This window comes from Rhodococcus sp. NPDC003322, from assembly GCF_053589555.1.
This window is the reverse complement of the sequence record NZ_JBSFSC010000006.1, coordinates 77,253-102,679: the sequence shown is the minus strand read 5'-3', so window position 1 is coordinate 102,679 and position 25,427 is coordinate 77,253. Positions and strand designations below refer to the sequence as shown.

22 protein-coding genes are annotated in these 25,427 nt (G+C 69.1%); 9 read left to right on the top strand and 13 right to left on the bottom strand.

Annotated features, from left to right (window positions below; genetic code table 11):
* Positions 1-483 precede the first annotated feature (483 nt).
* From ACWDUM_RS22990 to ACWDUM_RS22980, 3 genes are read left to right on the top strand one after another with little or no spacing between them, the layout of a single operon-like run.
* Entirely contained in the window at positions 484-801 is a 318-nt protein-coding gene (locus ACWDUM_RS22990) for an FmdB family zinc ribbon protein (RefSeq protein ID WP_450135766.1), read from the top strand.
* A 41-nt stretch (positions 802-842) separates the two neighbouring features.
* Positions 843-2,099 (top strand): formamidase, encoded by a 1,257-nt coding sequence (gene fmdA, locus ACWDUM_RS22985; protein ID WP_450135765.1) that lies wholly within the window; start codon positions 843-845, stop codon positions 2,097-2,099.
* Between the two features lie 59 nt (positions 2,100-2,158).
* Positions 2,159-3,073 carry an MBL fold metallo-hydrolase gene (locus ACWDUM_RS22980; RefSeq protein ID WP_450135764.1) on the top strand — a complete coding sequence of 305 codons (915 nt, stop codon included), beginning with the start codon at positions 2,159-2,161 and terminating at the stop codon, positions 3,071-3,073.
* Positions 3,074-3,090: 17 nt separating this feature from the next.
* Here ACWDUM_RS22980 and ACWDUM_RS22975 read toward each other — a convergent pair whose 3' ends face one another.
* Positions 3,091-3,246, bottom strand: a complete 156-nt coding sequence (locus ACWDUM_RS22975; RefSeq protein ID WP_450135763.1) for a hypothetical protein — start codon at positions 3,244-3,246, stop codon at positions 3,091-3,093.
* Positions 3,247-3,391: 145 nt separating this feature from the next.
* Between ACWDUM_RS22975 and ramB the strand changes: the two genes are divergently transcribed.
* Positions 3,392-4,810 (top strand): acetate metabolism transcriptional regulator RamB, encoded by a 1,419-nt coding sequence (gene ramB / locus ACWDUM_RS22970; RefSeq protein ID WP_450117033.1) that lies wholly within the window; start codon positions 3,392-3,394, stop codon positions 4,808-4,810.
* Between the two features lie 106 nt (positions 4,811-4,916).
* Here the strand turns inward: ramB and ACWDUM_RS22965 are convergent, their stop codons facing one another.
* Positions 4,917-6,152: a multidrug effflux MFS transporter gene (locus ACWDUM_RS22965; RefSeq protein WP_450135762.1), complete on the bottom strand. Its 1,236-nt coding sequence runs from the start codon at positions 6,150-6,152 to the stop codon at positions 4,917-4,919.
* A gap of 111 nt (positions 6,153-6,263) precedes the next feature.
* On the opposite strand from ACWDUM_RS22965, the gene ACWDUM_RS22960 reads away from it, so the two are divergent.
* A complete protein-coding gene (locus ACWDUM_RS22960; protein WP_450117031.1) occupies positions 6,264-6,743 on the top strand; it encodes a MarR family winged helix-turn-helix transcriptional regulator in 480 nt (159 codons plus the stop codon).
* A gap of 51 nt (positions 6,744-6,794) precedes the next feature.
* Here ACWDUM_RS22960 and ACWDUM_RS22955 read toward each other — a convergent pair whose 3' ends face one another.
* On the bottom strand, positions 6,795-8,036 hold the full coding sequence (locus ACWDUM_RS22955; RefSeq protein WP_450135761.1) for a lipase family protein: 1,242 nt from the start codon (positions 8,034-8,036) through the stop codon (positions 6,795-6,797).
* Positions 8,037-8,229: 193 nt separating this feature from the next.
* On the opposite strand from ACWDUM_RS22955, the gene ACWDUM_RS22950 reads away from it, so the two are divergent.
* Together ACWDUM_RS22950 and ACWDUM_RS22945 are read left to right on the top strand one after the other, a co-directional pair.
* Positions 8,230-9,099 (top strand): SDR family NAD(P)-dependent oxidoreductase, encoded by an 870-nt coding sequence (locus tag ACWDUM_RS22950; RefSeq protein ID WP_450117029.1) that lies wholly within the window; start codon positions 8,230-8,232, stop codon positions 9,097-9,099.
* Complete coding sequence (locus tag ACWDUM_RS22945; protein WP_450117028.1) at positions 9,096-9,635, top strand: carboxymuconolactone decarboxylase family protein; 540 nt, start codon at positions 9,096-9,098, stop codon at positions 9,633-9,635. The genes ACWDUM_RS22950 and ACWDUM_RS22945 overlap by 4 nt, the downstream gene beginning before the upstream one ends.
* 88 nt (positions 9,636-9,723) lie before the next feature.
* Here the strand turns inward: ACWDUM_RS22945 and ACWDUM_RS22940 are convergent, their stop codons facing one another.
* Positions 9,724-10,578, bottom strand: a complete 855-nt coding sequence (locus ACWDUM_RS22940) for an SDR family oxidoreductase (RefSeq protein WP_450135760.1) — start codon at positions 10,576-10,578, stop codon at positions 9,724-9,726.
* Positions 10,579-10,704: 126 nt separating this feature from the next.
* Between ACWDUM_RS22940 and ACWDUM_RS22935 the strand changes: the two genes are divergently transcribed.
* Positions 10,705-11,103, top strand: coding sequence for a winged helix-turn-helix transcriptional regulator (locus ACWDUM_RS22935; protein ID WP_450135759.1), 399 nt, complete (start codon positions 10,705-10,707; stop codon positions 11,101-11,103).
* A 62-nt stretch (positions 11,104-11,165) separates the two neighbouring features.
* On the opposite strand, the gene atzF is transcribed toward ACWDUM_RS22935, so the two are convergent.
* From atzF to lpdA, 9 genes are all read right to left on the bottom strand, one after another.
* On the bottom strand, positions 11,166-12,890 hold the full coding sequence (atzF, locus tag ACWDUM_RS22930) for an allophanate hydrolase (RefSeq protein ID WP_450135758.1): 1,725 nt from the start codon (positions 12,888-12,890) through the stop codon (positions 11,166-11,168).
* Positions 12,891-12,892: 2 nt separating this feature from the next.
* Positions 12,893-16,501 (bottom strand): urea carboxylase, encoded by a 3,609-nt coding sequence (gene uca / locus ACWDUM_RS22925; RefSeq protein ID WP_450135757.1) that lies wholly within the window; start codon positions 16,499-16,501, stop codon positions 12,893-12,895.
* Positions 16,502-16,533: 32 nt separating this feature from the next.
* The gene (locus ACWDUM_RS22920) at positions 16,534-17,262 is read right to left on the bottom strand and encodes a GntR family transcriptional regulator (protein ID WP_450135756.1); all 729 of its coding nucleotides are present in this window, start codon (positions 17,260-17,262) and stop codon (positions 16,534-16,536) included.
* Between the two features lie 2 nt (positions 17,263-17,264).
* Positions 17,265-17,957, bottom strand: coding sequence for an urea ABC transporter ATP-binding subunit UrtE (urtE, locus tag ACWDUM_RS22915; RefSeq protein ID WP_450116639.1), 693 nt, complete (start codon positions 17,955-17,957; stop codon positions 17,265-17,267).
* Positions 17,958-17,960: 3 nt separating this feature from the next.
* Entirely contained in the window at positions 17,961-18,833 is an 873-nt protein-coding gene (urtD, locus tag ACWDUM_RS22910) for an urea ABC transporter ATP-binding protein UrtD (protein WP_450135755.1), read from the bottom strand.
* Positions 18,834-19,970, bottom strand: a complete 1,137-nt coding sequence (gene urtC, locus ACWDUM_RS22905) for an urea ABC transporter permease subunit UrtC (protein WP_450135754.1) — start codon at positions 19,968-19,970, stop codon at positions 18,834-18,836. It abuts the gene before it with no gap.
* A complete protein-coding gene (urtB, locus tag ACWDUM_RS22900; protein WP_450135753.1) occupies positions 19,967-20,851 on the bottom strand; it encodes an urea ABC transporter permease subunit UrtB in 885 nt (294 codons plus the stop codon). The genes urtC and urtB overlap by 4 nt, the downstream gene beginning before the upstream one ends.
* A gap of 74 nt (positions 20,852-20,925) precedes the next feature.
* Positions 20,926-22,182, bottom strand: coding sequence for an urea ABC transporter substrate-binding protein (urtA, locus tag ACWDUM_RS22895; protein WP_450135752.1), 1,257 nt, complete (start codon positions 22,180-22,182; stop codon positions 20,926-20,928).
* A gap of 336 nt (positions 22,183-22,518) precedes the next feature.
* Positions 22,519-23,922 carry a dihydrolipoyl dehydrogenase gene (gene lpdA, locus ACWDUM_RS22890; RefSeq protein WP_450116644.1) on the bottom strand — a complete coding sequence of 468 codons (1,404 nt, stop codon included), beginning with the start codon at positions 23,920-23,922 and terminating at the stop codon, positions 22,519-22,521.
* Between the two features lie 462 nt (positions 23,923-24,384).
* Here lpdA and ACWDUM_RS22885 point away from each other — a divergent pair, with 462 nt between their 5' ends.
* Positions 24,385-25,413: an alpha/beta hydrolase gene (locus ACWDUM_RS22885; protein WP_450135751.1), complete on the top strand. Its 1,029-nt coding sequence runs from the start codon at positions 24,385-24,387 to the stop codon at positions 25,411-25,413.
* Positions 25,414-25,427: the final 14 nt, after the last annotated feature.

Here is a 25,427-nt window from a genome sequence, read left to right as displayed (position 1 = left end):
ACGGCCCTTCGGGGGCTGCTCGTCCAGTACGTCCGTACGGCTTCGCATCCTTGCCAGGCCCTTCCTGTGTACGTATCGAGAGTGACACACCCAAAAACTGCCGTCTACCTGTTGCAAATGCCAACCTTGGCTAGGTTTTCAAACCGCGTTGTTAACTTTGCAAACACATATGGCGAATCCGGGAGCGAATCCGCGGCGCTTGAAGTTACCGTCAAGTAGCAAATCTGCAGGCTGAGGGCGCGGCGGAGTCGTGACCGACGGCACGTCTGCCGGGCGACCCCGGGACACCCACTCCGAGCTCCGTTCACGTGAACCGGCTGCCGATTGTGAGGGCAATCACCCTCGTGCCGACTTCGCAACCGGCGAAGTCGCACCGTCTTCGCACGAAGTCCGCGCTCGCGCTGCCGACTTCGGCGAACGCCGCTAGCGTGACCCGCAACCGAGCGTGACCGGACTGCGGCGACGCCCCAACGTGCGTCGCGCATGCGGGCCACAGCGCGTCCGCGAGAGGGGTCGACCGTGCCGCTGTACGAGTTCCGTTGCCCGCAGTGCGGGCCGTTCGAGCAGACACATGCCATGGCGACCGTGCCCCTGCGCGTCACCTGCGACCGGTGTGCCGCCGACGCTCCTCGGCGGGTGTCCGCACCTCGGCTGGGCCACCTCAACTCCCCCGAGATGGCACTCCTCGACCGCACCGCGCGCACCGCGCACGAACCCGACGTCGTCGCCACCCCGCCGGGCCGCCGTGCCGCGGCGCCGACCTCCACGAACCCCCTGCACCGGAGGCTGCCGCGCCCGTGAACCCTCGGCAGTCCAGTTCACGCACCGGATAAGGAGAACCCATGCCCGAGTTGCTGTTCCCGCTCGACTCCGCGAAGAAGTTCACCGACCAGGCGCTCGTCGGCCACAACCGCTGGCATCCGGAGATCCCGGCGGCGGTCACCGTCAAGCCCGGGGACTCGTTCCGCGTGCACTGCCGGGAGTGGTTCGACGGCGCGATCCACAACGACGACTCGGCCGAGGACATCCTGAATGCCCCGCTGACCACCGTGCACACACTGTCGGGCCCGTTCGCGGTCGAGGGCGCCAAGCCCGGCGACCTGCTGATCGTCGACATCCTCGACATCGGCCCGATCCCGCAGGAGGACTCGGGTCCGCTCGCAGGCCAGGGCTGGGGATACACCGGAATCTTCGCGCGCGGCAACGGCGGCGGCTTCCTCACCGAGCAGTTCCCCGACGCCTACAAGGCGATCTGGGACTTCTCCGGGCAGACCGCGACGTCGCGGCACGTGCCGCACGTGTCGTTCACCGGCATCGTCCACCCCGGATTGATGGGCACCGCGCCGTCCGCGGCACTGCTCGCGAAGTGGAACGCCCGCGAGGGCGCCCTCATCGCCACCGATCCCGATCGTGTTCCGCCGCTTGCCCTTCCGCCGGAGCCCCGCGACGCGGTGCTGGGATCGCTCCCTGAGGACGAGCACGCCCGCGTCGCGGGCGAGGCCGCGCGCACCGCCCCGCCGCGGGAGAACGGCGGCAACCAGGACATCAAGAACCTCACCAAGGGCAGCCGCGTCTTCTATCCGGTCTTCGTCGACGGCGCGAACCTGTCGGTCGGGGACCTGCACTTCTCCCAGGGTGACGGCGAGATCACCTTCTGCGGCGCCATCGAGATGGGCGGCTTCATCGACCTGCGCGTCGACCTGATCAAGGGTGGCATGGACACCTACGGTGTCTCCGAGAACGCGATCTTCATGCCCGGCAACACCGACCCGCAGTACTCGGAGTGGCTGGCCTTCTCCGGCACGTCGGTGACCCTCGACGGCGAGCAGCGCTATCTGGACTCGCACCTGTCGTACCAGCGGGCGTGTCTGCACGCGATCGACTACCTCACCAAGTTCGGCTACAGCCCCGAACAGGCTTACCTGCTGCTCGGCGCCGCCCCGATCGAGGGCCGCCTGTCCGGCGTCGTCGACATCCCGAACTCGTGCTCGACGGTGTACCTGCCGACGGCGATATTCAACTTTCCGGTGGCGCCGTCGGCGGCGGGCCCGATACGGATCGACCCGGGGATCGGAGCGCCGAGGTCGACGAACCGGTGACCGCGGTCTGGTCGATGAAACGCTGACGGCGCCGCGGCGAAGCCGTACCGTCCGATGGCATGCGACTGCGCCTCGGACGCCCCGACATCCATGCGTACCTCGACCGGTTCGACGTGCCTCCCGCCAAGGACGGTCTCGCCGTCACCTTCCTCGGTGTCTCCAGCCTGCTGATCGACGACGGCTCGTCCGCGATCCTCACGGACGGGTATTTCAGCCGGCCGTCGCTGGCACGGGTGGGGCTGGGCCGGATCGCGCCCGACCGGACGCGGATCTCCTCGGTCCTGGACCGAACCGGGATCACCGATCTCGATGCGGTGCTCCCGGTGCACACCCACTTCGACCACGCGCTGGACTCCGCCACGGTCGCGGAACGGACCGGCGCAACGCTGGTCGGCGGAGCTTCGGCGGCGCAGCTCGGTCGCGGGCACGGTCTCCCAGACGACCGGGTCATGGTCGTGACCGCGTCGGAGCCGCTGACGCTGGGCGGTTTCGAGGCCACCTTCGTGCCGTCGCACCACTGCCCGCCGGACCGGTTCCCCGGCGCGATCACCGCCCCGGTACGGACCCCGGTGCGCGCGTCGGCCTTCCGTTGCGGAGACGCCTGGTCGATCGTTCTGCGCCACATCGTGTCCGGCCGCACTGCCCTGATCCAGGGCAGTGCGGGACACGTCCCCGGCGCCCTCGCCGGCCGCGAGGCCGAGGTGGCCTACCTCGGGGTCGGGCAACTCGGCCTGCAGTCCGTGGAGTACATCGAGACGTACTGGCACGAGACCGTCCGGACCGTCGGTGCCCGCCGCGCCGTGCTGATCCACTGGGACGACTTCTTCCGCCCCCTCGACGAACCTCTGCGCGCGCTCCCCTACGCAGGCGACGACCTGGACCGCACGATGACGGTCCTGACCCGGCTCGCCGAGGCGGACGGCGTCGCGCTGAGCTTCCCGACCGTCTTCGCGCGCGAGAATCCCTGGGCCTGACGCCGTCTCATCCGCGGCTACTCCCGGGTCACCGAGCGATCAAGGTCCGAGAAACCCGCGACGGGCGCACCCATCGGCGCGCTGCGCTTGCGGCTGACATAGTCGGCGGTCACCGAGTACGCGGCTCCGACGTACTCGCCGGCCGCGTCGTGGCCAGCCCGACAGAATGCCATCGGCCACCGACAGGTGCGGGGCGCCACCGAACCGCGGCCGCGGCGGACGCGCCCGGGACAACGGACCGCCAGCACCGTGAAGGAATGGAGCTAATCGTGCTAACCCTTGGTTGCGAAGGATCGGGAGCGGCTCTAGCCTCGTGTGATGGCCAAGACCTTCGTGGGGGCACGCCTCCGCCAGCTGCGCACCGAACGGGGCATGAGCCAGGCTGCGCTGGCCAAGACCCTCGAGATCTCGGCGAGTTACCTCAACCAGATCGAGCACGACGTGCGGCCGCTGACGGTCCCGGTCCTGCTGCGCATCACCGAGATGTTCGGCGTCGACACCACCTTCTTCTCCTCCCAGGACGACACCCGGCTGATCGCCGAGCTGCGCGAGGTGGCCCTCGACCAGGAGATGGGCATCGACGCCGACCCTCAGGAGCTCGCCGAGATGGTCTCCGCGCACCCGTCTCTGGCGCGGGCGGTGGTGAACATGCACCGCCGGTACCGCAACACGACCGCGCAGTTGGCCGCCGCGACCGAGGACCGGTACAGCGACGGCAGCGGCTCCGGCTCGATCACCATGCCGCACGAGGAAGTCCGGGACTACTTCTACCAGCGCCAGAACTATCTGCACGAGCTCGACACGGCCGCAGAAGATCTCACTGCTCGAATGCGATTCCACCGTGGCGACGTCGCGGGTGAGATCGCCAAGCGACTACAGGTGACGCACGACGTGCAGATCGTCCAGCGCATCGACCTCGGCGAGGGCGTCCTGCACCGTTTCGACTCGGAGGCCCGGGTGCTGGAGATCTCTCCGCACCTGTCCGGCGGGCAGAAGGTGTTCAAGTTCGCCGCGGAACTTGCGTATCTCGAGTGCGGCGACCTGATCGAGAAGCTCGTCGACGAGGGCAACTTCACCTCCGACGCCTCCCGGTCCCTGGCAAAGCTCGGCCTGGCCAACTACTTCGCCGCCGCGACCGTGCTCCCGTACAGCCAGTTCCACGAGATCGCCGAGGACTTCCGCTACGACATCGAACGACTGTCGGCGTTCTTCTCGCAGTCCTACGAGACGATCTGTCACCGACTGTCCACGCTGCAGCGACCCAAGCTGCGGGGGGTGCCGTTCTCGTTCGTCCGCGTCGACCGGGCCGGGAACATGTCGAAGCGACAGTCCGCCACCGGATTCCACTTCTCCACCAGCGGCGGCACCTGCCCGTTGTGGAACGTGTACGAGTCGTTCGCCTACCCCGGCAAGATCATGACGCAGATCGCGCAGATGCCCGACGGGCGCAGCTACCTGTGGATCGCCCGCACCGTCGAGCGGCGCGCGACCCGATACGGGCAACCCGGCAAGACGTTCGCGATCGGTCTCGGCTGCGAACTCAGGCATGCGCATCGCACCGTCTACGCCGACGGACTGAACATCGAATCCGACGCCGCCGCAACACCGATCGGTGCGGGTTGCCGGGTCTGCGAACGCATCAACTGCCCGCAGCGGGCGTTCCCGCCGCTCGGCAAGGAACTCGACATCAACGAGCACCGCAGCTCGGTGTCGCCGTACCTGATCGCCGAGACCTGACCGGGGCGAGACCCTTTCGACGCGAGCCGCCCCGGATCTGCGTGATCCGGGGCGGCTCGGCGCCTGCGTCTCGGACGGGTTCGGACCGGACGAGTCGGCGAGGACCCTAGGCGGCGTGGTTCGCCGTGCGCCCGCGGGTGAGAGTGAGGGCACCGAGGGCGATGACGACGCTGACGACCATGGCGACGGCCATCGGGACAGCGGTGTCCTCGCCGCCGATGCCGACGAGGGGCGAGATCAGTGCGGCCAGAAGGAACTGCAGCGCGCCGAGGACCGCCGAACCGGTGCCTGCGTGGTGGTGCGCCTCGCCGAGCGCCAGCGTGGTCGCGTTGGCGATGACCAGACCGAGGCTGCCCATGGTGCCGAACATGGCGATCAGGGTGAGCCACAGCGCCGGGCCGACGAGCGCGTTGATCAGCATCAGGACCGCGAACACCGCGAGCGACGTGAGGCCGATCCGCAGGGTCGCCCGGTCACCGATCCGGCCGACGACGACGTTGTTGAGGATGCTGAAGACGACCAGGCCGAGGGCGTTGACGGTGAACACGGCGGTGTACCAGCCCGTCGCGAGTCCGTGGACGTCCTGGAGCACGAACGGGGACGCCGAGATGTAGGCGAACATCACGCCGAACGCGAAGGCGTACGCCAGGGTGAACCCGACGTAGCGTCGGTTGCCGAGGATGGTGCGAGCGTCACCGAGCATCGCGGAGACACCCCCGGTGGTCCGCTCCTCCTTCGGAAGCGTCTCGGGGACCAGTGCCAGCACGGCCACGAACATCAGCGCGGACAGCACCGTCAGCACCCAGAACACACTGCGCCACCCGAAGTTGGTGACGAACACGCCGCCGAGCAGCGGCGCGACGACGGGAGCGACCGCGTTGACGGCAACCAGCAGACCGAACAGCTTGCCGGCGGCGGCACCGGTGGCGCGGTCGGAGATCACGGCACGTCCGAGCACGATGCCCGCGGCGCCGGCGAAGCCCTGCAGGAAGCGAGACGCGGCGAGCAGTTCGATGGTGGGCGCGAGGGCGGATGTCGCGCTGAACACCGTGCACACCAGGGTGCCGATGAGCAGCATCGGGCGACGGCCGTACCGGTCGGACAGCGGACCGAAGGCGAGCTGCCCCAGTGCCAGGCCGATCAGGAAGGTCGTGAGGGTCAACTGCACCGCGGACGCGCCGGTGCCGAACTCGTCGGCCATCTCGGGGAAGGCAGGCAGGTACATGTCGATGGCGAGCGGCGCGACCGCGGCCAGCAGGGCCAGCGTCGCGATCAACCTCGGAGGAACCGGGGAGGACGCGACCCCCGGGTGATCGGCGTGCGCCAGGTCTGGCGCGTCCAATGCAATGTCGCTTCCTTGCTGGTTCACATCAGCCCTTCGTGCCCGAGTCCGGAAAAGAATGTCTAGATTTAGATCTAAACTTATATCTAGATTACCGACTAAGCTGGTCTCGTGTCGAATTCAGCGGTCGCAGGTGACGGCGAACACCGTGTCGTGAGCGACGAGGTCGCCCGGCACCTGGCGCAGACCGCCCGGTCACTGGTGTGGACGTTGCGCCGTTTCGGCGAGCAGGAAGCCGGACTGTCGCGGCTCCCCCAGTCCGAGATCGAAGTACTCCGTGTCCTGGCGGAGCGGCCGGGCAGCACCGTGTCCGAGATCGCCCGACTGCTGGGCCTGCAGAGCAGCAACGTGAGCACCACCGTGCGCCACCTGGTCGAGCGCGGACTGGTCGAGAGGCGGGCCGACCCCGGGGACGGACGTTCGCACCGGCTGCACCAGACCCCGTTGGCCGTGCGCAACAACCAGCGGATAGACGAAATGTGGACCGACGGCGTCCGCAGGCTGCTCGCCGACATGAGCCCGGAAGACGCCGTCAAGCTCGTCGAGGCAGCACCGCTGCTGGCCCGGCTCGGCTCCATGGCGACCGACTGATCCACCGCACAGCGCCCCCGAAGATCAACCGATCGGGGGCGACCCGACCGATCACCGCACGACGCTCGAGCAGCCGGGCTCGACGGGCACCCCGGCGAGCCGTGCGTCGATCCAGTGGTACGCCTCGGGAATCCCGGCGATCGCGACGATCAGGTGCTCGCCCGGATACTCGGCGAGCCGGACGTCGGCGCCGCCCGCACACCAGTCCGCGTAGAGATGTTCGGCGTTCTGGCGGGTGATCCAGAACTCGTGGCGGCCGTGGTACAGCAGGATCGGCGCGGCCGGGGCCTGCGCGCCGAGCCGGTTGTCCGCGATCACCGCCTGCGCCACCGGGTTGTGCACGACGTCGGGCACGTCGGACAGGTGCTGCGCACGGATCGGCACCAGCGCACCGGGAACCGCGAAGCCGAACAGGCACAGGTCACGGGCGAGAGACCCGAGCCGCCAGGCGTTGTCGTTGAACAGGGGGTACAGCTCCGGGTACTCGCGGGCCACCCCGAGGGTGGCGCCGAGCAGCACCCCCGACGCCAGGTTCCTGCCGTCCAGCGACCCGAGCAGCAGGTTGTAGTCGGCGGGTGTGCCGCCCAGCGCCGCGCCGACGACGCGCAATTCCGGCGCGTAGGTCGGCGCCAGTTCCGCCGCCCACCCGGTGGCGATCGCACCGCCCGAGTACCCGGTCATCGCGACCGGTGCGTCCGGAGTCAGGCCGAACGCGGGCGTCGAGACCGCGGCCCGGACGGCGTCGAGCACCGCGTGCCCGGCCATCCGGCCCGCGGCATATGCCTGCCGTGGGCCCTGATGGTCGGGAACCACCACCGCGTAGTTCCGGGCGAGGAAGTACTGCACTCCAACCACTTCCAGGGCCTGCCCGCGCGGCATCTGGTAGGAGGGTGCACACGTGTTGCCCAGTGAGTCGATCGCCATGTTGTAGTCGACGACCGGCCGTGGCCCCGGCCCGGTCCACGGCGCGGCCGGGACGATGACGGTGGTCACCACCGGGACCGGGCGCCCCTTCGAATCCGTGGACCGCACCAGCACCTCCGTCGACGAGACCAGGGTGACCAGCGGGCGCACCGTCACCGGCCGGGCGGCGAGGACCGTTCCCGGCGGCGCCGACTCGAATCCCGGCGGCGGGTCGTACCAGGGGTCGTCGAGCGGGGTCGGCGCCACCAGCGCGGGATCGTGCGGCGGGTGGATCAGATCCGTGATCGGGTCGGCCGTGGCGCTCGCGAGCGTCCCCGTGCCCAACAGCAGCGCGGCAACCACCACCCCCACCCGACGGGCAATGCCCATATCTGAAGGGTAGGGCACATCGACCGAGCCGTCGGGGCGCTTCGGGCCTGCGGTGACGTGCTTGCGGTTTCCGGTGCAGAGAATGCCACCGGGCGGCGGAGCCGCCAATGTGCACCGGATGCCGCAGGTCCGGTGTTAGTTTGCCAATCGGACGAAATGCACCGTCGCACCACGAAACACCTGAGGGGACGCCATGGCAAGGGGGCTGGACGAGCAGCTGGCCGGGCGCCGGGTCATCGTCACCGGCGCGGCCCGCAGCATCGGCGCGGCGCTCGCCCGCCGCCTGCATCGGCGCGGCGCCCGGGTCGCGCTGCTCGGACTCGAACCGGAACTACTCGACCAGGTCGCCGTCACCTGCGGCCGGGCACCGTGGCGTCACTGCGACGTCCGCGACCGCGCCGCGGTCGAGGCCGCGGTCGCCGAACTGGTCGACGAGCTCGGCGGCCTGGACGTGGTGGTCGCGAACGCCGGTGTCGGGGCGCAGCTGCCGATGGTCGGCGGCGACCCGGAGGTGATGCGGCAGATCGTCGAGGTCAACCTGATGGGGACCTACCACACACTGCGCGCCGCAGGTGAGCATCTCGGCCACGCGAACGGGTACGCGTTGCTCGTCACCGCCGGCGCAGCGGCCGTCCACCTGCCGCTGCTCGGCGCGTACAACGCGACGGCCGCCGCGGTCGAGGCGCTCGGCAACACGCTGCGCGTGGAGATGCGTCACCTCGGCACCCGCGTCGGCGTCGGATACCTCGGCGAGATCGACACCGAGATGATCACCATCGGGTTCGACAGCGCCGCCGCCGACAAGATCAAATGGTCGGGCATGTTCACGGCGGTGTCTCCGATGGAGACGGCGGTATCGGCACTGGAGAAGGGAATCGCGTTGCGCCGCAGACGGATCTACGCGCCCGGCTGGGTCGGCGGCGTCGTGCACCTGCGCGTGCCTGCGCAGCGCGTCATCGACCTTCGTCCGCAGCCCAGGATGGCTGCGGCCCTGGCGATCGCTCGCACCGAGCGCGCGCGCTTCACCACGCGACTGCCGCAGCTCCCGGACCGGACCCGATGAGCGCGCGGATCGCCCCCGGACGCCTGCGCCGGCTCGGGCCGGTCAACTGGGTCGTGTGGCGGGTCGTCTCACTCGCGTCCGGCACACCCGACGCGAAGGTGTTCAGCACACTCGGCCGCGCGGGCGGCACCTACCGCGGTTGGCTGCATTTCGCGGCAACCGTCCTGCGGCCCGGGGGTCGGATCTCCCGGCACGAAACGGAATTGGTGATCCTGCGAATCGCACACCTGCGCGGCTGCGACTACGAGATGGACCACCACATCCGGCTCGGCCGCCGCGCCGGCGTCACCGCCGAACTGCTCGCCCGGGTGCTCATCGGCCCGGACGCCGACGGCTGGAGCGACCGCACCCGCGCGATGCTCGCTGCGGTCGACGAGCTGATCGGCACGAAGAACATCGGCGACGACACCTGGTCCGCGCTCGCCGTCCACCTCGACGAACGCGGGATGATCGAGTTCGTGCTGCTCGTCGGGCAGTACGACATGCTCGCCACCACCATCGACACCCTCCGCATCGGACGCGACACCTTCCGCTGAGTGGGCACCAACCACCTGCATCAGAGCGGCCGAAGGGCACCTTCGCGCGGTTGAACCGCACGAAGGTGCCCTTCGGCCGAGGCGGGAATCAGATGGCGGCACGCACGACGTCGACGGCCGGCGTGGCGTTGCGGCCGATGAGCCGCTGCAGGTCACCGCTCTCGGTGTCGAGTGCACCGACCTTGATACCGGCGTCGGAGCCGGCGAGCAACGCGGCATAGACGGCGGGCATCCCTGCGCCCTCGAGCACCGCCTGGTACTGCTCGGTCGGAAGATCCTGGTACACAACGGTCTTGCCTGCGGCCTCGGAGATCTTCTCGGCCAGTTGGGCGAGGGTGAGCCGCTCGTCGCCGCCGAGTTCGTACACCTTGCCTGCCTGGTCGTCGGCGAGCAGCACGACGGCGGCGGCCTCGGCGAAGTCGGCGCGGGCGGCTCCGGCGACCCGGCCCTCGCCCGCGGCACCCACGAGCGCACCGCGTTCGACGGTCCCGGCGACGTCCATGGTGTAGTTCTCCCAGTACCAGCCGTTGCGCAACAGGGCGTGGTCGATGCCGGACGCGGCGAGCAGGTCCTCGGTGGCCTTGTGCTCGGCTGCCATTCCGAGCGGGCTGTTCTGCGCGTCGAGCAGCGAGGTGTAGGCGATGAACCCGACACCGGAGGCCTTGGCGGCGTTGATCACGTTGGTGTGCTGCGGGACACGCTGCCCGATCTCGCTGCCGGAGATCAGCAGCAGCTTGTCGACGCCGGCGAGGGCGGCTTCGAGCGCCGCGGGGTCGCTGTAGTCCGCGACCCGCACCTGCACGCCCTTGGCGGCGAGGTCTGCCGCCTTGTCCGCGTCGCGGACCACCGCGACGAGGTCGGCGGGTGCCGCGCCACGCGCCAGCAGGGCGTCGACGGTGAGACGGCCGAGGTGTCCGGTTGCTCCGGTGACGGCGATGGTCATGACGGGATGCTCCTCCAACAGACGGGTTGACGCTTCATGCGTCGCACCTTCCATCATGCACTTATTTTTCGTAAGTGCAATCTATCTTGTTAGCGCTATCCGATTCGCTGGTAGTAATCTGGGCGCATGAGTGTCCCCGACCTGCCGGAATCCGAACCCGGCCTCGACTTCGCGGCCGACGTGTTCGAGCGCGCCTGCCCGTCGCGCGACGTGATCCACGCGGTCACCGGCCGATGGGGAACCCTCGCACTGGTCGCCCTGGGCGAGGGACCCTACCGCTTCAGCGCGCTTCGCCGACGGGTCGACGGGGTCAGCGAGCGGATGCTCTCGCAGACGCTGCAGCAGCTCGAGCGGGATGGCTTCGTGCACCGCGACGTCCAGGAAACGATCCCGCCGAAGGTCGAATACAGCCTCACCGCGCGCGGCGAGCAGGTCGCCGAGCGCCTGCTCGGACTGATCGAGTTCGTCGAGGCCCAGATGCCCGGCATCCTCGCCGACCAGGAAAAATACGACAACAGGCGCTGACGCGCTCGTGCGCGGTTTGCGAGTCTCGGGACTCGCAAACCGCGCACGAGCGGCGCAGCCGCCTATCCGAGGTAGGCCACCCAGCCGCCGTGATCGGTGATGTCGGTGGCGCCGTCGACGGCGTCGTGGGTGCAGCCGAACCCGACGACACTGCGGCCGTCGGACAACTCGACACTGGTCAGTGCCATCGGCGCGGGCAGCGCCGCGAGGAAGCCGCCGAGCCCGGCGCGCGAGACCCGGAAGACCTCCCCGACCACCGGCGACCCGAGCCCCTCACCCCGCCGGACGAGACCGGGCTTGGGCGGGACGGTGTCCAGCGCGTAGAGCCGGTAGGCGTCGGTGGTGGTCACGGTCCCGGCGAAACGGGCGCCGATCTCCTCGAGCTGGAAGTGCAGCGGCTGGCCCCGCAGATGCGCTCCGAACACCGCCAGGTCCACACCGCCCTCGACGAGGGCGGGAGCGTCGACTCCACCCGATCGGGCCGCGAGATCGACGGCGACCTGGTCCTCGAACGCGGGCACCACGAACATCACCCCGAACGGGTCGCCCTGCGCGGTCGCCGTTCCCGGCACCGCGACGGCGGCCATGTCGAGCAGGTTGCAGAAGTTCGTGTAGGCACCCATCCGGCGGTTGATCGAGATTGGATCGGCCTGCACCGCGGCGATCGTCGGGTGCTCGGTCGTGGTCGGCAGCAACAGCGCATCGCAGCCCGCCAGCGTCGCGGCGGCGGCGACCTCCGCCCGGCGGAGCGTGTCCAGGTCGCCGACCAGATCGTGGGCGGCCGGCGCCTTCGCTCCCGCCACGATCGCCGCGACCGTGGGATCCGCTCCGGCGGGGGCGGTTTCGAGGAACTCCCCGACCGCCGCGTAGCGCTCGGCGACGACGGCGCCGTCGTACAGCAGGCGGGCCGCGTCGAGGAGACCGGAGATGTCGACCGTACGCGTCCGGATGCCGGTGGCCTCGAGCGCGGAGACCGTCTCACCGAAGGCGGCGAGGTACTCCGGGGACAGGTCGGCGAGGTCCTCGATGCGCGGCACCGCGACGACGGGCGCGGTTGGGGCGGCCAGTCGCACATCCGCCGGCCACACCCGGCTGCGCGGATCCCGAGGATCCGGGCCGACCATCACCCGGGCCGCCGCGACGGCCGCGTCGAGGTCGGCGGCGAAGACGGTCAGGCAGTCGTAGTCGACGCAGGCGGGCACCACCCCGTGCGTGGGCACGAGGCCGAGGGTCAGCTTCAGTCCGACGATGCCGTGCAGCGCGGCCGGCACCCGGCCCGATCCGGCGGTGTCGGTTCCGATGCCGATGTCGGCGATGCCGAGCGCAACCGCAACCGCGGACCCGGAACTCGAACCGCCCGAGACCCGTTCGGCATCCCACGCGTTCCGTACCGCCCCATAGGGGCTGCGGGTGCCGACCAGGCCGGTGGCGAACTGGTCCAGGTTGGTCTTGCCGAGGACCACCGCACCCTGCTCGACGAGGCGCGCCACCCCGCTCGCGGTTTCCGTTGCGCGGTATTCGAATTCGGGACACGCGGCGGTGGTGGGCAGGCCGGCGACGTCGACATTGTCCTTGACCGCCACCAGCAGCCCGGCGAGCGGCAGGGTCTCCCCCGCCGCCAGGCGTTCCTCGACGGCTCGGGCGTCGGCGAGCACGTCGGACTCGGCGCGCAGCGTGATCCACACCTCGGGCCGGTCCACCTCGGCGATGCGGCGGAAGGCCCGCTCCACCCGGTCGGTGGGCGACGAGGCCCCTTCCAGCACAGCGGCGTTGCTGACTGCGTTCATGTTCAAGCGGCTCCAATCACCACGAGCGGAGTACCGGGTTGCACCTTCGCACCCGGCTCGACAAGCACCTCGAGCACCGTGCCCCCACTCGGGAAGGGTACGGGCATCTCGAGCTTCATCGCTTCGAGCACCACGGCGTCCTGGCCGGGCTCGACGACGTGTCCGGGTTCGACCTCGACGCGCCACACCGTGCCGACCATCGGCGCCTCGACCGCGACCGCGCCGGGTGGCAGTTCGAGGGTGCCCACCTCCTCCGGTTCCGGAGGCGCGACCTCGACGCGGTCGAACTCGCCCGCCACCCGCCACGCCTCCTTCTCGGTATCGAAAGCGCGGGTCTGGCGGGCGTTGAACGCGGCGATCGAGTCGGCGTTGTCCTCGAGGAAGCGCAGGTGGTCGGCGAGCGCGAAGGTACCGTCGATGATCTCGGCGTTGAACCGGCCGGCCTGCGCCTCGGCGCGGTACTCGGTCAACTGCTCGGGCGTCACCGGCTCCCACACGATCCGGTCGAAGAAGCGGAACAGCCACGGCCTGCCCTGTTCGAAGGGACCGTGCTGGCGGTACCCGGACCAGATCGGTACGGTGCGCCCGATCAGCTGGTAGCCACCTGGCGACTCCATCCCGTACACGCACAGGTACTTGCCGCCGATCCCGACCGCGTCGGACGGCGTCCACGTCCGTGCCGGGTTGTACTTGGTGGTGACGAGCCGGTGCCGCGGGTCGAGCGGAACCGCCAGCGGGGCACCGAGATACACGTCCCCGAGCCCGAGAACCAGGTACTCGGCATCGAACACGGCGTCGCGCACCTGGTCGACGGAGTCGAGTCCGTTGATGCGACGGATGAACTCGGTGTTCGACGGCAACCACGGCGCGGTGTCGCGGACCCCGGCCCGGTAGCGGTCGATCGCCGCGGCGATGGACGGATCGTCGAACGAGAGCGGCAGCCGGATCGTGCGGCTGGGCACCACGAGATCGCCGGTGGCGGGGAGCAGTTCCTCGACGTCCTGCAGGACGTCGAGCAGGCGCGAGGGCGGCAGCATGTCCGGGTCGAAGTGCAGGTGCAGCGACCGCACACCCGGGGTGACGTCGATCAGGCCGGGCAACCGGCGGGTGGCGAGCGCCTCGGACAGCGCGTGCACCCGCATCCGCAGACCCAGGTCGAGTTCCATCTCGCCGTACTCGACGAGGATGTTGTCGTCGCCGCCACGCAGGTACCGCACCCGGGGCCGGTCGAGGACCGCGTCGCGGTGCGCCAGCACCCCGCCGTCGGAGGTGACCGCATGGGCGGCCGACGGCGGCAGCAGGGCCGCCCGTACGGGATTCGACGACCGCAGCAGGTCCGCACCCGCATCGGTGACCGGAACGAAGCGGACCCCGTCGCCCGGGCGGATCTGTCCGAGCTTCCAGCGGTGCGCCCGGGTGACGGTGAGCGGGCACGCGAATCCACCGAGGCTGGGCCCGTCCGGTCCCAGCAGGATCGGGGTGTCACCGGAGACGTTGAGGGCGCCCACGCTGTACGGGTTGTCGTGCAGGTTCGACGGATGCAGACCCGCCTCACCACCGTCGGTGCGCGACCACGTCGGCTTCGGTCCGTCGAGCCGGATCCCGGTCCGGTTGGCGTGCGCCGCCACCGTCCAGGTGGTGTCGTAGAACTGGGCCATGTCCTCGCGCGTGAAGTACGAGGGTGACGGCTGCGGCCCCTCGGTGACCGCCAGGTGCCAAGTGTGGGCGAGGACGGGACGGTCGCCGGTCGGGACGGCCGCCGGTGCGGCGCATCCCGCCGTGGAACCGATGGTCAGCACGTCACCGGTGGCGACGGCCCGGCCGGTGGGTCCGCCGAACCCGCCGAGTGTGAACGTCGCGGCGCTGCCGAGATACTTCGGCGCGTCGAGACCCCCACGGATCGCGAGGTAGGTGCGCAGGCCGTCACCGGCGGGCGTGCCGATGTCGAGCACTCCCCCGGCCGGCACCGTCACCGGTTCCCACATCGGCACCGGTTCTCCGTCGACGGTGACCGGGACGTCGGCACCGCCGACACACACCACGGTCTCCTCCGCGAACTCCAGTTTCGGGCCCTGCAGCGTGCATTCGAGTCCGGCCGCATCGGCCGGGTTTCCGACCGCAGCGGCGGTGAGGGCGAACGACAGGTCGTCCATCGGACCGGACGGCGGGATCCCGACCTCCCAGTAGCCGAGGCGGCCGGGATGGTCCTGCACCGTCGTCATGGTGCCGGCTCGCAGCACGTCCACGCGGGCGCCCCCGACCTGCAGGGTGGCGAGGGTGCCAGTCGTGTGCCGGACGTCCTGGACCTCGGGCATCGTCGCGATCGCCTGCAACTGAGGAACATTCGTGGCTATTCCGTACACCCGGGTCTCACCGAGTGCCTCACCGAGGGCCGCGAAGGCACCCGCCCGGGTGGCGCCGGAGGTGATCACCTTCGCGAGCATGGGGTCGTAGTGCGCGCTGACCTCGGTGCCGGTGTCGACCCAGGTCTCGACCCGGGTGTGTGCCGGGAACTCCACGCTGGTGAGCAGTCCCGCGGACGGCCGGTAGTCGCGGCCGGGATCCTCCGCGTACACGCGTGCCTCGACCGCGTGACCGGTGATCGCCGGACCACTGTCGGGCAGGGCGTCGAGCATGGACGCGTCCCCGCCGGCCAACCGCAGCATCCACCCGACCAGGTCCACCCCCGTGACCTCCTCGGTGACGGGGTGTTCGACCTGCAACCGGGTGTTCATCTCGAGGAAGGACGCCTCCCCACGGTCGACGTCGTACACGAACTCGACGGTGCCCGCGGACCGGTAGTCGACCGACGAGGCCAATGCCCGCGACGACGAGAGCAGCTGCTCCACGACGGCATCCGACAGACCCGGCGCCGGAGCCTCCTCGACGACCTTCTGGTTGCGGCGCTGCAGCGAGCAGTCCCGCGTCCCGAGGCTGAGGGTGCGACCCAGTCCGTCACCGAACACCTGCACCTCGATGTGCCGGGCGCGGGCAACGAACCGTTCGAGGAACACCCCGGAGGAGGAGAAGTTCGCGGATGCGAGCCGCTGCACGCGGTCGTAGGCGCCGCGCAGGTCGGCGGCGTCGAAGCACGCCTGCATTCCGATGCCGCCTCCGCCGCCGACGGCCTTGAGCATCACCGGGTACCCGATCTCCTCGGCCGCGGCGAGCGCCGCCGTCACCGTGTCGAGCAGACCACTGCCCGCCACCAGGGGGACACCGACCGCGCGAGCCGCCTCGCGCGCCGAGTGCTTGTTGCCGAACACCCGCAACTGCTGCGGGGTCGGGCCGACGAACGCGATTCCGGCCGCCTCGGTGGCGACCGCGAACTCGTCGTTCTCCGAGAGGAATCCGTAGCCGGGGTGGATCGCGCCGGCCCCGGAGGCGAGTGCCGCCTCGATCACCGCGTCGGCCCGCAGGTAGGACTCCTGCGCAGGCGCAGGCCCGAGCCGCACCGCGACGTCAGCCATCTCCACGTGCGCGGCCGCCGCGTCCGCGTCGGAGTACACCGCCACCGTCTTCAGCCCCAGGATGTGGGCGGATCGCATGATGCGGCATGCGATCTCGCCGCGGTTGGCGACGAGGAGGGTGTCGAAGGAGAGGGCGGTCATGTCACAGCCTTTCGGGGGTCATCGGGCGGAGTTCAGTCGCGGACGGCGTTGGCCATCCGCGCCAGCGCCAGCGCCTGCTGGGCGCGTTCGATCACGACCGCGCGGGATTCGTCGATGTGGGCGAGCAGCGCGTCGTGTGCGCGCTGGAGGTGTCCGTCGAGCACCAACTCGGCGACGGCGACGTGCTCGTCGACGGTGGCGGCCATCCGGTCGGGCGTCAGGTAGTCGAACATCCGCACCGGCCGGACCTTCGCGTTCACGTTCGCGAGCGCGTCGACCAGCGCGCCGTTGCCGGAGGACGCGAGCAGGGTGATGTGAAACTGCTCGTCCAGCGCGACGAACCCGGCGTCCGGTTCGGGTGTGTCCTTGCGATATCCGTACCACCGGTCGAGCTCAGGACCGAGGACCTCGGGATCGTGACGACCGGCCTCCCCGTGCAGGATTCGACGAATTCCCCTCATTTCCAGGGTTATCCGAAGCTCGTACAGGTCGGCGAGGTCGTCGAGCCGCGGGCGATACGGGAACAGCCCGTGCACGTCACGTTCGACCAGTCCGTCGGCCTGCAGTCGTGCCAGCGCCTCGCGTACCGGTGTGCGGGAGACCCCGTACGTCTCGGCGAGCCGCTCCTCGCCGAGGCGCTCGGAGGGTCCGATCCGTCCACTCATCAAATCGTTGCGGAGTGCGCGATACACCCGCTCCCGCAGCGGTTCACCGGTGGTCTCGAGGACGACCCCGTTGTCGCCCTTCCCCGTCGTGCTCATGGTCAGATGGCCATCGCCGCACGGACGGCGTCGGCGGACTCGGCGCCGCCGGTGCCGGTGGAGGTGACGTGTCCGGCAGCGAGGACGCTGTAGTGCTGGGCGGCTTGCAGGGCGAATCCGATGTGCTGTTCGACGAGCAGCACGCTCAGGTCGCCGCGCCGGGTGAGATCGATGATGGTGCGTTCGATCTCGGCGACCACGTTCGGCTGGATGCCCTCGGTGGGTTCGTCGAGGATCAGGACCTTGGGTTCGGTGATCAGGGCGCGAGCGATCGCGAGCTGCTGACGCTGACCGCCCGACAGCAGCCCCGCCCGCCGGTCGAGCAGACCGGCCAGTGCGGGGAACAGGTCGAGGACCTCGGCGATCAGCGCCTTGCCGCGTTTGCGGCCGTCTGCGACCACCTGCAGGTTCTCCGCACAGGTCAGCTGCCCGAACGACTGCTGGCCCTGCGGCACGTACGCCAGCCCGCGGGCGACGCGGGCGCTGGGCCGCAGCCCGGTGATGTTCTCACCGCCGAACAGGATCTTCCCCGACGTCGTCTTGATCAGCCCGACCGCGGCCCGCAGCAGGGTGGTCTTGCCTGCCCCGTTGTGCCCCATCACCGCGGCGACCCCGCCGTCGGGGACGGTCAGCGACACACCGTGCACCACCTCGGTGCGCCCGTATCCGGCGCGGATGTCGACCAGTTCCAGCATGGGTCAGCCCTCCTTCGTGTCGTGGGCGGCGACGGCGGTGCCGTCCACGTGCCCGGTGCCGTCCGTGTGTGCGACGGCGGTGCCGTCCACGTGCCCGGTGCCGAGGTAGACGGCCTGGACCTTCGGATCGGCCTGCACCTGTGCGACGGTGCCCTCGGAAAGCACCTTCCCCGCGGCGAGAACGGTCACCGACGTCGCGAAGGCGCGCATGAAGTCCATGTCGTGTTCGACGACGACGACGGTCCGCTCGCCACCGATGCGGCGCAGCAGGTTCCCGGTCTCCTCCCGCTCCTCCAGGCTCATCCCGGCGACCGGTTCGTCGAGCAACAGCACGTCCGCGTTCTGCACCAGCAGCATCCCGATCTCGAGCCACTGCTTCTGCCCGTGCGCGAGGATCCCCGCGGGGGTGTCACGCTGCGCGGTGAGCCCGATCGTCTCGAGGGCTTCCTCGATCTGTGGCAGCACCTCCTTGCGGCGCCGCAACAGAGTCCACGCGGATCGTCCTGCGCCGGCGGCGATGTCGAGGTTCTGCAGCACGCTCAGGTCCTCGAACACGCTCGCGGTCTGGAAGGTGCGTCCCACCCCGAGGCGGGCGATGTGATGGACCTTCTTCCCGATCAGCTCGACCCCGGACTTGGTGGCGGACCCGGTGGCCGGGACCAGCCCGGTGATCGCGTCGACCAGGGTGGTCTTGCCCGCACCGTTGGGGCCGATCAGGAATCGCAAGTCCCCCTGCAGCAGCGTCAGATCCACCCCGTCGACCGCCGTGAAGCCGTCGAAGGTCACCGTCAGCCCGCGGACCTCCAGGTACTCGCTCGACATCCCGGCATTGCCACCGGCCGCGGGAGCCTTCGCCGTCACCACTGTCTCGGTCATCTACGACACCTTCACGGACTCGGGCGCCTCCGCCGGGGAGGACGCTGCGGGATCGGAATCGGGCGAGGGTGCGGTCGCCTGCGAGGGTGCGCTGCCGGTGCGACGCCGCTTGAGCAGGGTGAACATTCCGGCGATGCCGGCGGGGAAGAACCCGACGACCACGATGAACAGCAACCCCTGGGCGTAGATCCAGCCGGACGGGAACGACTCGGAGAACGCGGACTGCGCCCACGCCACCCCGATCGCGCCGAGCACCGGGCCCAGCAGGGTGGCGCGACCACCGATCGCGACGCCGATCAGGAACGCAAGGGACGGCACGATTCCCACGTCCGCCGGGGAGATGATCCCGACGATCGGCACGAACAGCGCGCCCGCGACACCCGCCAGGAACGCGGCGACGACATAGGCGACGAGCTTGATGTTGGCGGGGTCGTAGCCGAGGAACCGGACCCGCTCCTCCTGGTCCCGGACCGCGACGAGCAGTTCCCCGTAGCGGGAGTTCATCAACTGCCGGATCAACGCCACCGACAGCAGCAGCACTGCCGCGGCGATGAAGAACAGCATCCGCTTGTTCGCGGGATCGGCCAGGTTGAAGCCGAAGAAGGTGCGGAACCGGTTGAGCCCGTTGCTGCCGCCGATGGTCTGCTGGCCGACCAGCAGGATCGCGAACGCCGCCGCCAACGCCTGCGACAGAATCGCGAAGTAGGCGCCCTTGACGCGCCGTTTGAACACCCCGAGGCCGAGCACGAACGCCACCAGGCCCGGCAGGATCAGGATCGCGAGGATCGCCACGATCGGGGAGGCGAACGGCTGCCAGTAGCCCGGCAGCTCGGTCTTGCCGGCGATCTGCATGAAGTCCGGCACGTCGTCGCCCTTGAGCTGGGCGTCGGCGATCTTCAGGTGCATCGCCATCGCGTAGGCGCCGATCCCGAAGAACACGCCCTGCCCGAGGGTGAGCATTCCCCCACGCCCCCAAGCCAACCCGATTCCGACGGCAACGATCGCGAAGCACAGGAACTTGCCGAGCAGGCCGAGCCGGAAGTCGCTCAGCACCGCGGGTGCGATCCCGAACAGCAGCACCGCAGCGACCGCGAAGCCGCCCCACACCCGAGCCTTGGGACTTGTCAGGACGCTCATACCAGGCTCCTCGTCTTGACGGCGAACAGACCCTGCGGCCGGGCCTGGAGGAAGACCACGATGACAACGAACACGATCACCTTCGCGATCGACGCCGTCGTCGAGTACTCGATGAACGAGTTGAGGATGCCGAGCGCGAACGCGGCGATCACCGCACCCTTCATCTGGCCGAGTCCACCGACGACGACCACCAGGAAGGCGTCGATCAGGTAGCTCTGCCCGATGGTCGGGCTGGTCGACCCGATCAGCGTCAACGCCACACCCGCGACACCGGCCAGACCGGATCCGATGAAGAACGTGGTGACGTCGGTGCGGCGCGACGAGATCCCGCTGGTTTCCGCGAGATCCCGGTTCTGCACCACCGCGCGGATCCGGCGCCCCATCGGCGACCGCTTGAGCGCGGTCGCCAGCACCGCCACCGCGACGACCGCGAGCACCAGGATGAAGATCCGGGTCTTCGGGACCACCGCCCCGAGGATCTCGACGCCACCCGAGAGCCAGGACGGGGCAACAACGTTCACCGCCGGCGCACCGAAGATGTCCCGGGCGAGCTGCTGCAGGATCAGTCCGACTCCGAACGTCACCAACAGCGTGTCGAGCGGACGGTGGTACATCCGCTTGACCAGCGTCGTCTCGAGCAGGACCCCCATCGCACCACCGACGACGAAGCCGACCACCGGGGAGACGAACAGCGATCCGGTGGCGCTCGAGATCACCTGCTGCACCACGTAGGCCGTGTAACTGCCCGCCATGATGAACTCGCCGTGGGCCATGTTGATCACGCCCATCTGACCGAAGGTCAGCGACAACCCCAATGCGGCGAGCAACAGGATCGAGCCGATGCTCAGTCCCGTGAAGAGCTGTCCGATCACGACATCCATGAAGATGCCTGCCTCTCTACTGGTCGGCTTCGCGGTAGGTACGGGCGGCACCGCCGCCGTGTGGATGTCGGTGGCTACTGCTTGCTCATGCCCTCGGCCCACGGGTACGAGGTGAGGTACGGGTCCGGGGTGATCGGCTGGCCCGAATCCCACACCGTGTAGATCAGTCCGTCCCCGCGGATCTCACCGATCCGCGCGGTCTTGGTGATGTGGTGGTTCGACCCGTCGATGGTGACGGTGCCCTCCGGCGCATCGAAGGTGACGCCGTCCGCGTTGTCCTGAATGTCCTTGACCGCGAACGAGTTCGCCTTCTCCACCGTGTTCTTCCACAGGTAGACCGAGGTGTAGGCGGCTTCCATCGGATCGGAGGTGGGCTTGTTCTGCCCGTACTTCGCCTTGTACGCCTCGACGAAGGTCTTGTTCTCCGGGGTGTCAACGGTCTGGTAGTAGTTCCACGCCGTCAACTGGCCCTCGATGTTCTGCACGCCGATGCCGCCGACCTCCTCCTCGGCGATGGACACCGACACGACCGGCATCTGCTGGGGGGTCAGGCCGACGTTCTTGTACTCGCGGAAGAAGGCGACGTTCGAATCGCCGTTGAGGGTGTTGAACACGGCGTCCGCGTCAGCGGTGCGGACCTTGTTGACGATGGTCGAGAAGTCGGTGGAACCGAGCGGGGTGTAGTCCTCACCCTTGATCTCGATGCCGTTCGCCGCGGCGTATGCCTTGATGATCCGGTTCGCGGTCTGCGGGAAGACATAGTCGCTGCCGACCAGGCAGAGGGACTTGACGCCCTTCTCCTTGAGGTAGTCCAGCGCGGGGATGATCTGCTGGTTCGTCGTCGCGCCGGTGTAGAAGATGTTCTTCGAATCCTCCAGGCCCTCGTACTGCACCGGGTAGTAGAGCAGCGAGTTCTTGTCCTCGAACACCGGCAGCATCGCCTTGCGACTCGAGGACGTCCACCCACCGAAAACCGCTGCGACGCAGTCGCTGCTGATGAGCTTCTCGGCCTTCTCCGCGAACACCGTCGGCTCCGAGGCCCCGTCCTCGCCGACCAGTTGGATCTGCTTGCCGAGCACGCCACCGGAGTTGTTGATCTCCTCGACGGCGAGGGCGATCGAGTCGCGGACGGTGACCTCGGAGATCGCCATCGTGCCGGACAGCGAGTTCAGCGAACCGACCTTGATCGTGTCACCGCTGGTGTCCACGCAGGAGGCGGCGGCGTCGCCGGATGCGGTGTCGGAGGCCTTGCTGCCACAACCGGTCAGGACCAGGCCGAGAGCGGCGACGGCGGCGGGTGCGGCGAGAGTGCGCTTCGAGAGGTGACGCATGTACGGGCCTTTCGGTCGAGGAACGTGCGAGCGGAATGAAGTGCTGGTGAACCCGGTATCCGAACCGCGTATACAGCGCGGTATTCGATGGATGCAGACAGTAGGCGGAAGTTGTTGCGCCAGAATGTCTGTCGATCACCAGTTGATTTCGCACATTTCGTCGACGTGAACAAGCACTCACCACGAGCCCGGCGCGGGCGGGAGAATGAGTCCCGGAACACAAAAACGAGGGCGCCCGACCGTGTGGTCGGGCGCCCTCGCCGAAGGCACCTGCGGCGCTCGTGCGCGTTTCGCGAGTCCAGAGACTCACAAAGCGCGCACGAGGCGCGGAGCGGCCTAGAAGTTGATCATGTGGCCGGCGAGGCCGTGGATGGCCTCCTGCAGCGCCTCCGACAGCGTCGGGTGCGTGTGGACGTTGCGGGCCAGCTCGTTGACCGTCAGGTCCCACTTCTGCGCGAGGGTCAGCTCGGGCAGCAGCTCGGAGACGTCGGGGCCGATCAGGTGGCCGCCGATGAGCTCGCCGTGGGTCTTGTCCGCGATCAGCTTGACGAAGCCGGTCGGGTCGCCGAGGCCGTGCGCCTTGCCGTTCGCCATGAACGGGAAGGTCGCGACCTTCACGTCGTAGCCCTCCGCCTTCGCCTGCTCCTCGGTCAGACCGAAGCTGGCGACCTGCGGCTGGCAGAACGTGGCGCGCGGCATCATCCGGTAGTCGCCGAGCTCGAGTGTCTCGGCTCCGCCGATCGTCTCGGCGGCCACGACGCCCTGCGCCTCGGCGACGTGCGCGAGCTGCAGCTTGGCGGTGACGTCACCGATCGCGTAGATGCCGGGGACGTTGGTGCGCATCCGCTCGTCGATCGCGATCGCGCCACGATCGGTGAGGGCGACACCGGTGTTCTCCAGGCCGTAGCCGGTCACGTTCGGCGCGAAGCCGACGGACTGCAGCACCTTGTCGACGACGACCGTCTCGACCGCACCGGACTTGTTGTCCTTGATCGCGACGGTGACCTTGGTGCCGTCGTCCTCGATGGTCTGGACGGCCGCGCCGGTCTTGATGGTGACGCCGAGCTTCTTGTACTGCTTGGCGATCTCCTTGGACACGTCCGCGTCCTCGTTCGGCAGGGCGCGATCGAGGAACTCGACGATCGTGACGTCGACCCCGTAGTTCTTGAGGACGTAGCCGAACTCCATGCCGATGGCGCCGGCGCCGACGATGAGGATCGAGCCGGGCAGGTCGCGGGTGAGGATCTGCTCCTCGTAGGTGACCACGTTCTTGCTCAGCGAGGTGCCGGGCAGCAGCTTCGTGGTGCTGCCGGTGGCGATGATGACGTTGTCGAACGTGACCGACTCGGTGCCGCCCTTGCTCAGCGCCACGGAGATCGCGTTCGGACCGGTGAACGTGCCACGGCCGTCGAACTCGTCGATCTTGTTCTTCTTCATCAGGAAGTGGACGCCCTTGACGCGGCCGTCCGCGACCTGGCGGCTGCGGTCGAACGCGGCGCCGAAGTCGAACGACGCCTCCCCCGAGATGCCGAAGGTCTTGGCCTCTTTCGTGAAGATGTGCGCAAGCTCGGCATTGCGGAGAAGGGCCTTGGACGGGATGCAGCCCACGTTCAGGCAGACACCGCCCCAGTACTTCTCTTCGATGATTGCGGTTTTCAGGCCCAGCTGCGCCGCGCGGATGGCTGCGACGTACCCACCGGGACCGGCACCGAGGACAACGACGTCATAGTGTGAGGTCACGGGTCCCCAGGGTAGTCCCGCCCGATTTCGACGTCTCGGCACGGTCTGGTTACCCACAAGTAGGGACATCTCCGATCATCGTCTGCATGTCCTCCGAACAAGCGACATCCCCGTGAAAACCTGGTCGACAGCCTCGAGGGGGACGACAATCGAAGGGTGGTCGTGGACTCGTCAGGACCGGGTCCACGGCCACCCCGCGACCGGATCCACGCCGGAGCCCGCGACGAGACTCCCGGATTCCTGCGTGTCGCGACACACACTCGATCGGATGCGTGTCGCGACTCACGGTAAGTTAGATGTTTACCCAAAACAAACAGTGCTCCCATTCAGCCCGCTGGGCGACCCTCGTCGATTCGCTGTGCGGTGGCTGAGGACCGGGCGGTCCGGTAAGAAGGAAGTCGACCCCCCGAGCCGCCGCTCGCGCCGACGCGCGCCGCTCATCCCCGATCAAAGGTTTCACCGATGCGTCTCCGGACCACCTCCCGCCGCATGTCCGTCGCAGTCGCCGCCGCAGCGCTGGTCGCACTCCCCCTGCTGGCCGCCCCGGTCGTCGCCCAGGCCACCCCCGCAGCGGTGAGCGGCGACTCGTCGTACCTCGAACGCATCGACACGAACTCCGACCGCAAGGTGACCGCGCAGGTGTACTCGGCGGCCATGGACCGGGTGATCCCGGTCGAGGTCATCCGGCCCGCCGACACCAGCGCGCCGCGGCCGACGCTGTACCTGCTCAACGGGGCGGGCGGCGGCGAGGACAGCGCGACCTGGCAGCGGCGGACCGACGTGATGGACTTCTTCGCGGACAAGAACGTCAACGTGGTCACCCCGATCGGCGGCGCGTTCAGCTACTACACCGACTGGGAGAAGGACGATCCGGAACTCGGCCGCAACAAGTGGACGACCTTCCTGACCAAGGAACTGCCCCCGATCATCGACGAGGCCTTCGACACCACCGGCGTCAACTCGATCGCGGGCATCTCGATGGCCGGCACCTCGGTGCTGAACCTGGCGATCGACGCGCCCGGCCTGTACAAGAGCGTCGGCGCCTACAGCGGCTGTGCCGAGACCTCGACGGAAGCGGGCCAGTTCTACATCCGGGCGGTGGTCGAGTCCCGCGGCGGCGGTGACGCGACCAACATGTGGGGCCCGTACGACGGACCCGGCTGGAAGGCGAACGACCCCGTCGTCAACGCCGAGAAGCTGCGCGGACTGCAACTGTTCGTCTCCGCGTCGAGCGGCCTGCCCGGCGACCACGACAACCTCGCCGCCCCCGGGATCGACGGCAACGTCGGCACGCTGGCCAATCAGGTCATCGTCGGCGGGGCCATCGAAGCGGCCGCCAACCAGTGCACCCACAACCTGCAGAACCGCCTGAACGAGCTGCAGATCCCCGCGACCTTCGACTTCCGGCCCGCCGGCACCCACTCGTGGGGCTACTGGCAGGACGACCTGCACGAGTCCTGGCCGATGCTCGCCGCGTCCATCGGACTGTGACACCCGGCGCCTGA

Excerpts from the sequence above, each read along its gene's own strand:
- ACWDUM_RS22885 (WP_450135751.1), top strand. The coding sequence starts at position 24,385 with ATGCGTCTCCGGACCACCTCCCGCCGCATGTCCGTCGCAGTCGCCGCC.
- urtA (WP_450135752.1), bottom strand. The coding sequence starts at position 22,182 with ATGCGTCACCTCTCGAAGCGCACTCTCGCCGCACCCGCCGCCGTCGCC.
- ACWDUM_RS22990 (WP_450135766.1), top strand. The coding sequence starts at position 484 with ATGCGGGCCACAGCGCGTCCGCGAGAGGGGTCGACCGTGCCGCTGTAC.
- uca (WP_450135757.1), bottom strand. The coding sequence starts at position 16,501 with ATGACCGCCCTCTCCTTCGACACCCTCCTCGTCGCCAACCGCGGCGAG.
- urtC (WP_450135754.1), bottom strand. The coding sequence starts at position 19,970 with ATGAGCGTCCTGACAAGTCCCAAGGCTCGGGTGTGGGGCGGCTTCGCG.
- ACWDUM_RS22945 (WP_450117028.1), top strand. The coding sequence starts at position 9,096 with ATGAGCGCGCGGATCGCCCCCGGACGCCTGCGCCGGCTCGGGCCGGTC.
- ACWDUM_RS22935 (WP_450135759.1), top strand. The coding sequence starts at position 10,705 with ATGAGTGTCCCCGACCTGCCGGAATCCGAACCCGGCCTCGACTTCGCG.
- ramB (WP_450117033.1), top strand. The coding sequence starts at position 3,392 with ATGGCCAAGACCTTCGTGGGGGCACGCCTCCGCCAGCTGCGCACCGAA.
- ACWDUM_RS22920 (WP_450135756.1), bottom strand. The coding sequence starts at position 17,262 with ATGAGCACGACGGGGAAGGGCGACAACGGGGTCGTCCTCGAGACCACC.
- ACWDUM_RS22950 (WP_450117029.1), top strand. The coding sequence starts at position 8,230 with ATGGCAAGGGGGCTGGACGAGCAGCTGGCCGGGCGCCGGGTCATCGTC.
- atzF (WP_450135758.1), bottom strand. The coding sequence starts at position 12,890 with ATGAACGCAGTCAGCAACGCCGCTGTGCTGGAAGGGGCCTCGTCGCCC.
- urtE (WP_450116639.1), bottom strand. The coding sequence starts at position 17,957 with ATGCTGGAACTGGTCGACATCCGCGCCGGATACGGGCGCACCGAGGTG.
- ACWDUM_RS22940 (WP_450135760.1), bottom strand. The coding sequence starts at position 10,578 with ATGACCATCGCCGTCACCGGAGCAACCGGACACCTCGGCCGTCTCACC.
- fmdA (WP_450135765.1), top strand. The coding sequence starts at position 843 with ATGCCCGAGTTGCTGTTCCCGCTCGACTCCGCGAAGAAGTTCACCGAC.
- ACWDUM_RS22955 (WP_450135761.1), bottom strand. The coding sequence starts at position 8,036 with ATGGGCATTGCCCGTCGGGTGGGGGTGGTGGTTGCCGCGCTGCTGTTG.
- ACWDUM_RS22980 (WP_450135764.1), top strand. The coding sequence starts at position 2,159 with ATGCGACTGCGCCTCGGACGCCCCGACATCCATGCGTACCTCGACCGG.
- urtB (WP_450135753.1), bottom strand. The coding sequence starts at position 20,851 with ATGGATGTCGTGATCGGACAGCTCTTCACGGGACTGAGCATCGGCTCG.
- urtD (WP_450135755.1), bottom strand. The coding sequence starts at position 18,833 with ATGACCGAGACAGTGGTGACGGCGAAGGCTCCCGCGGCCGGTGGCAAT.
- ACWDUM_RS22975 (WP_450135763.1), bottom strand. The coding sequence starts at position 3,246 with ATGGCATTCTGTCGGGCTGGCCACGACGCGGCCGGCGAGTACGTCGGA.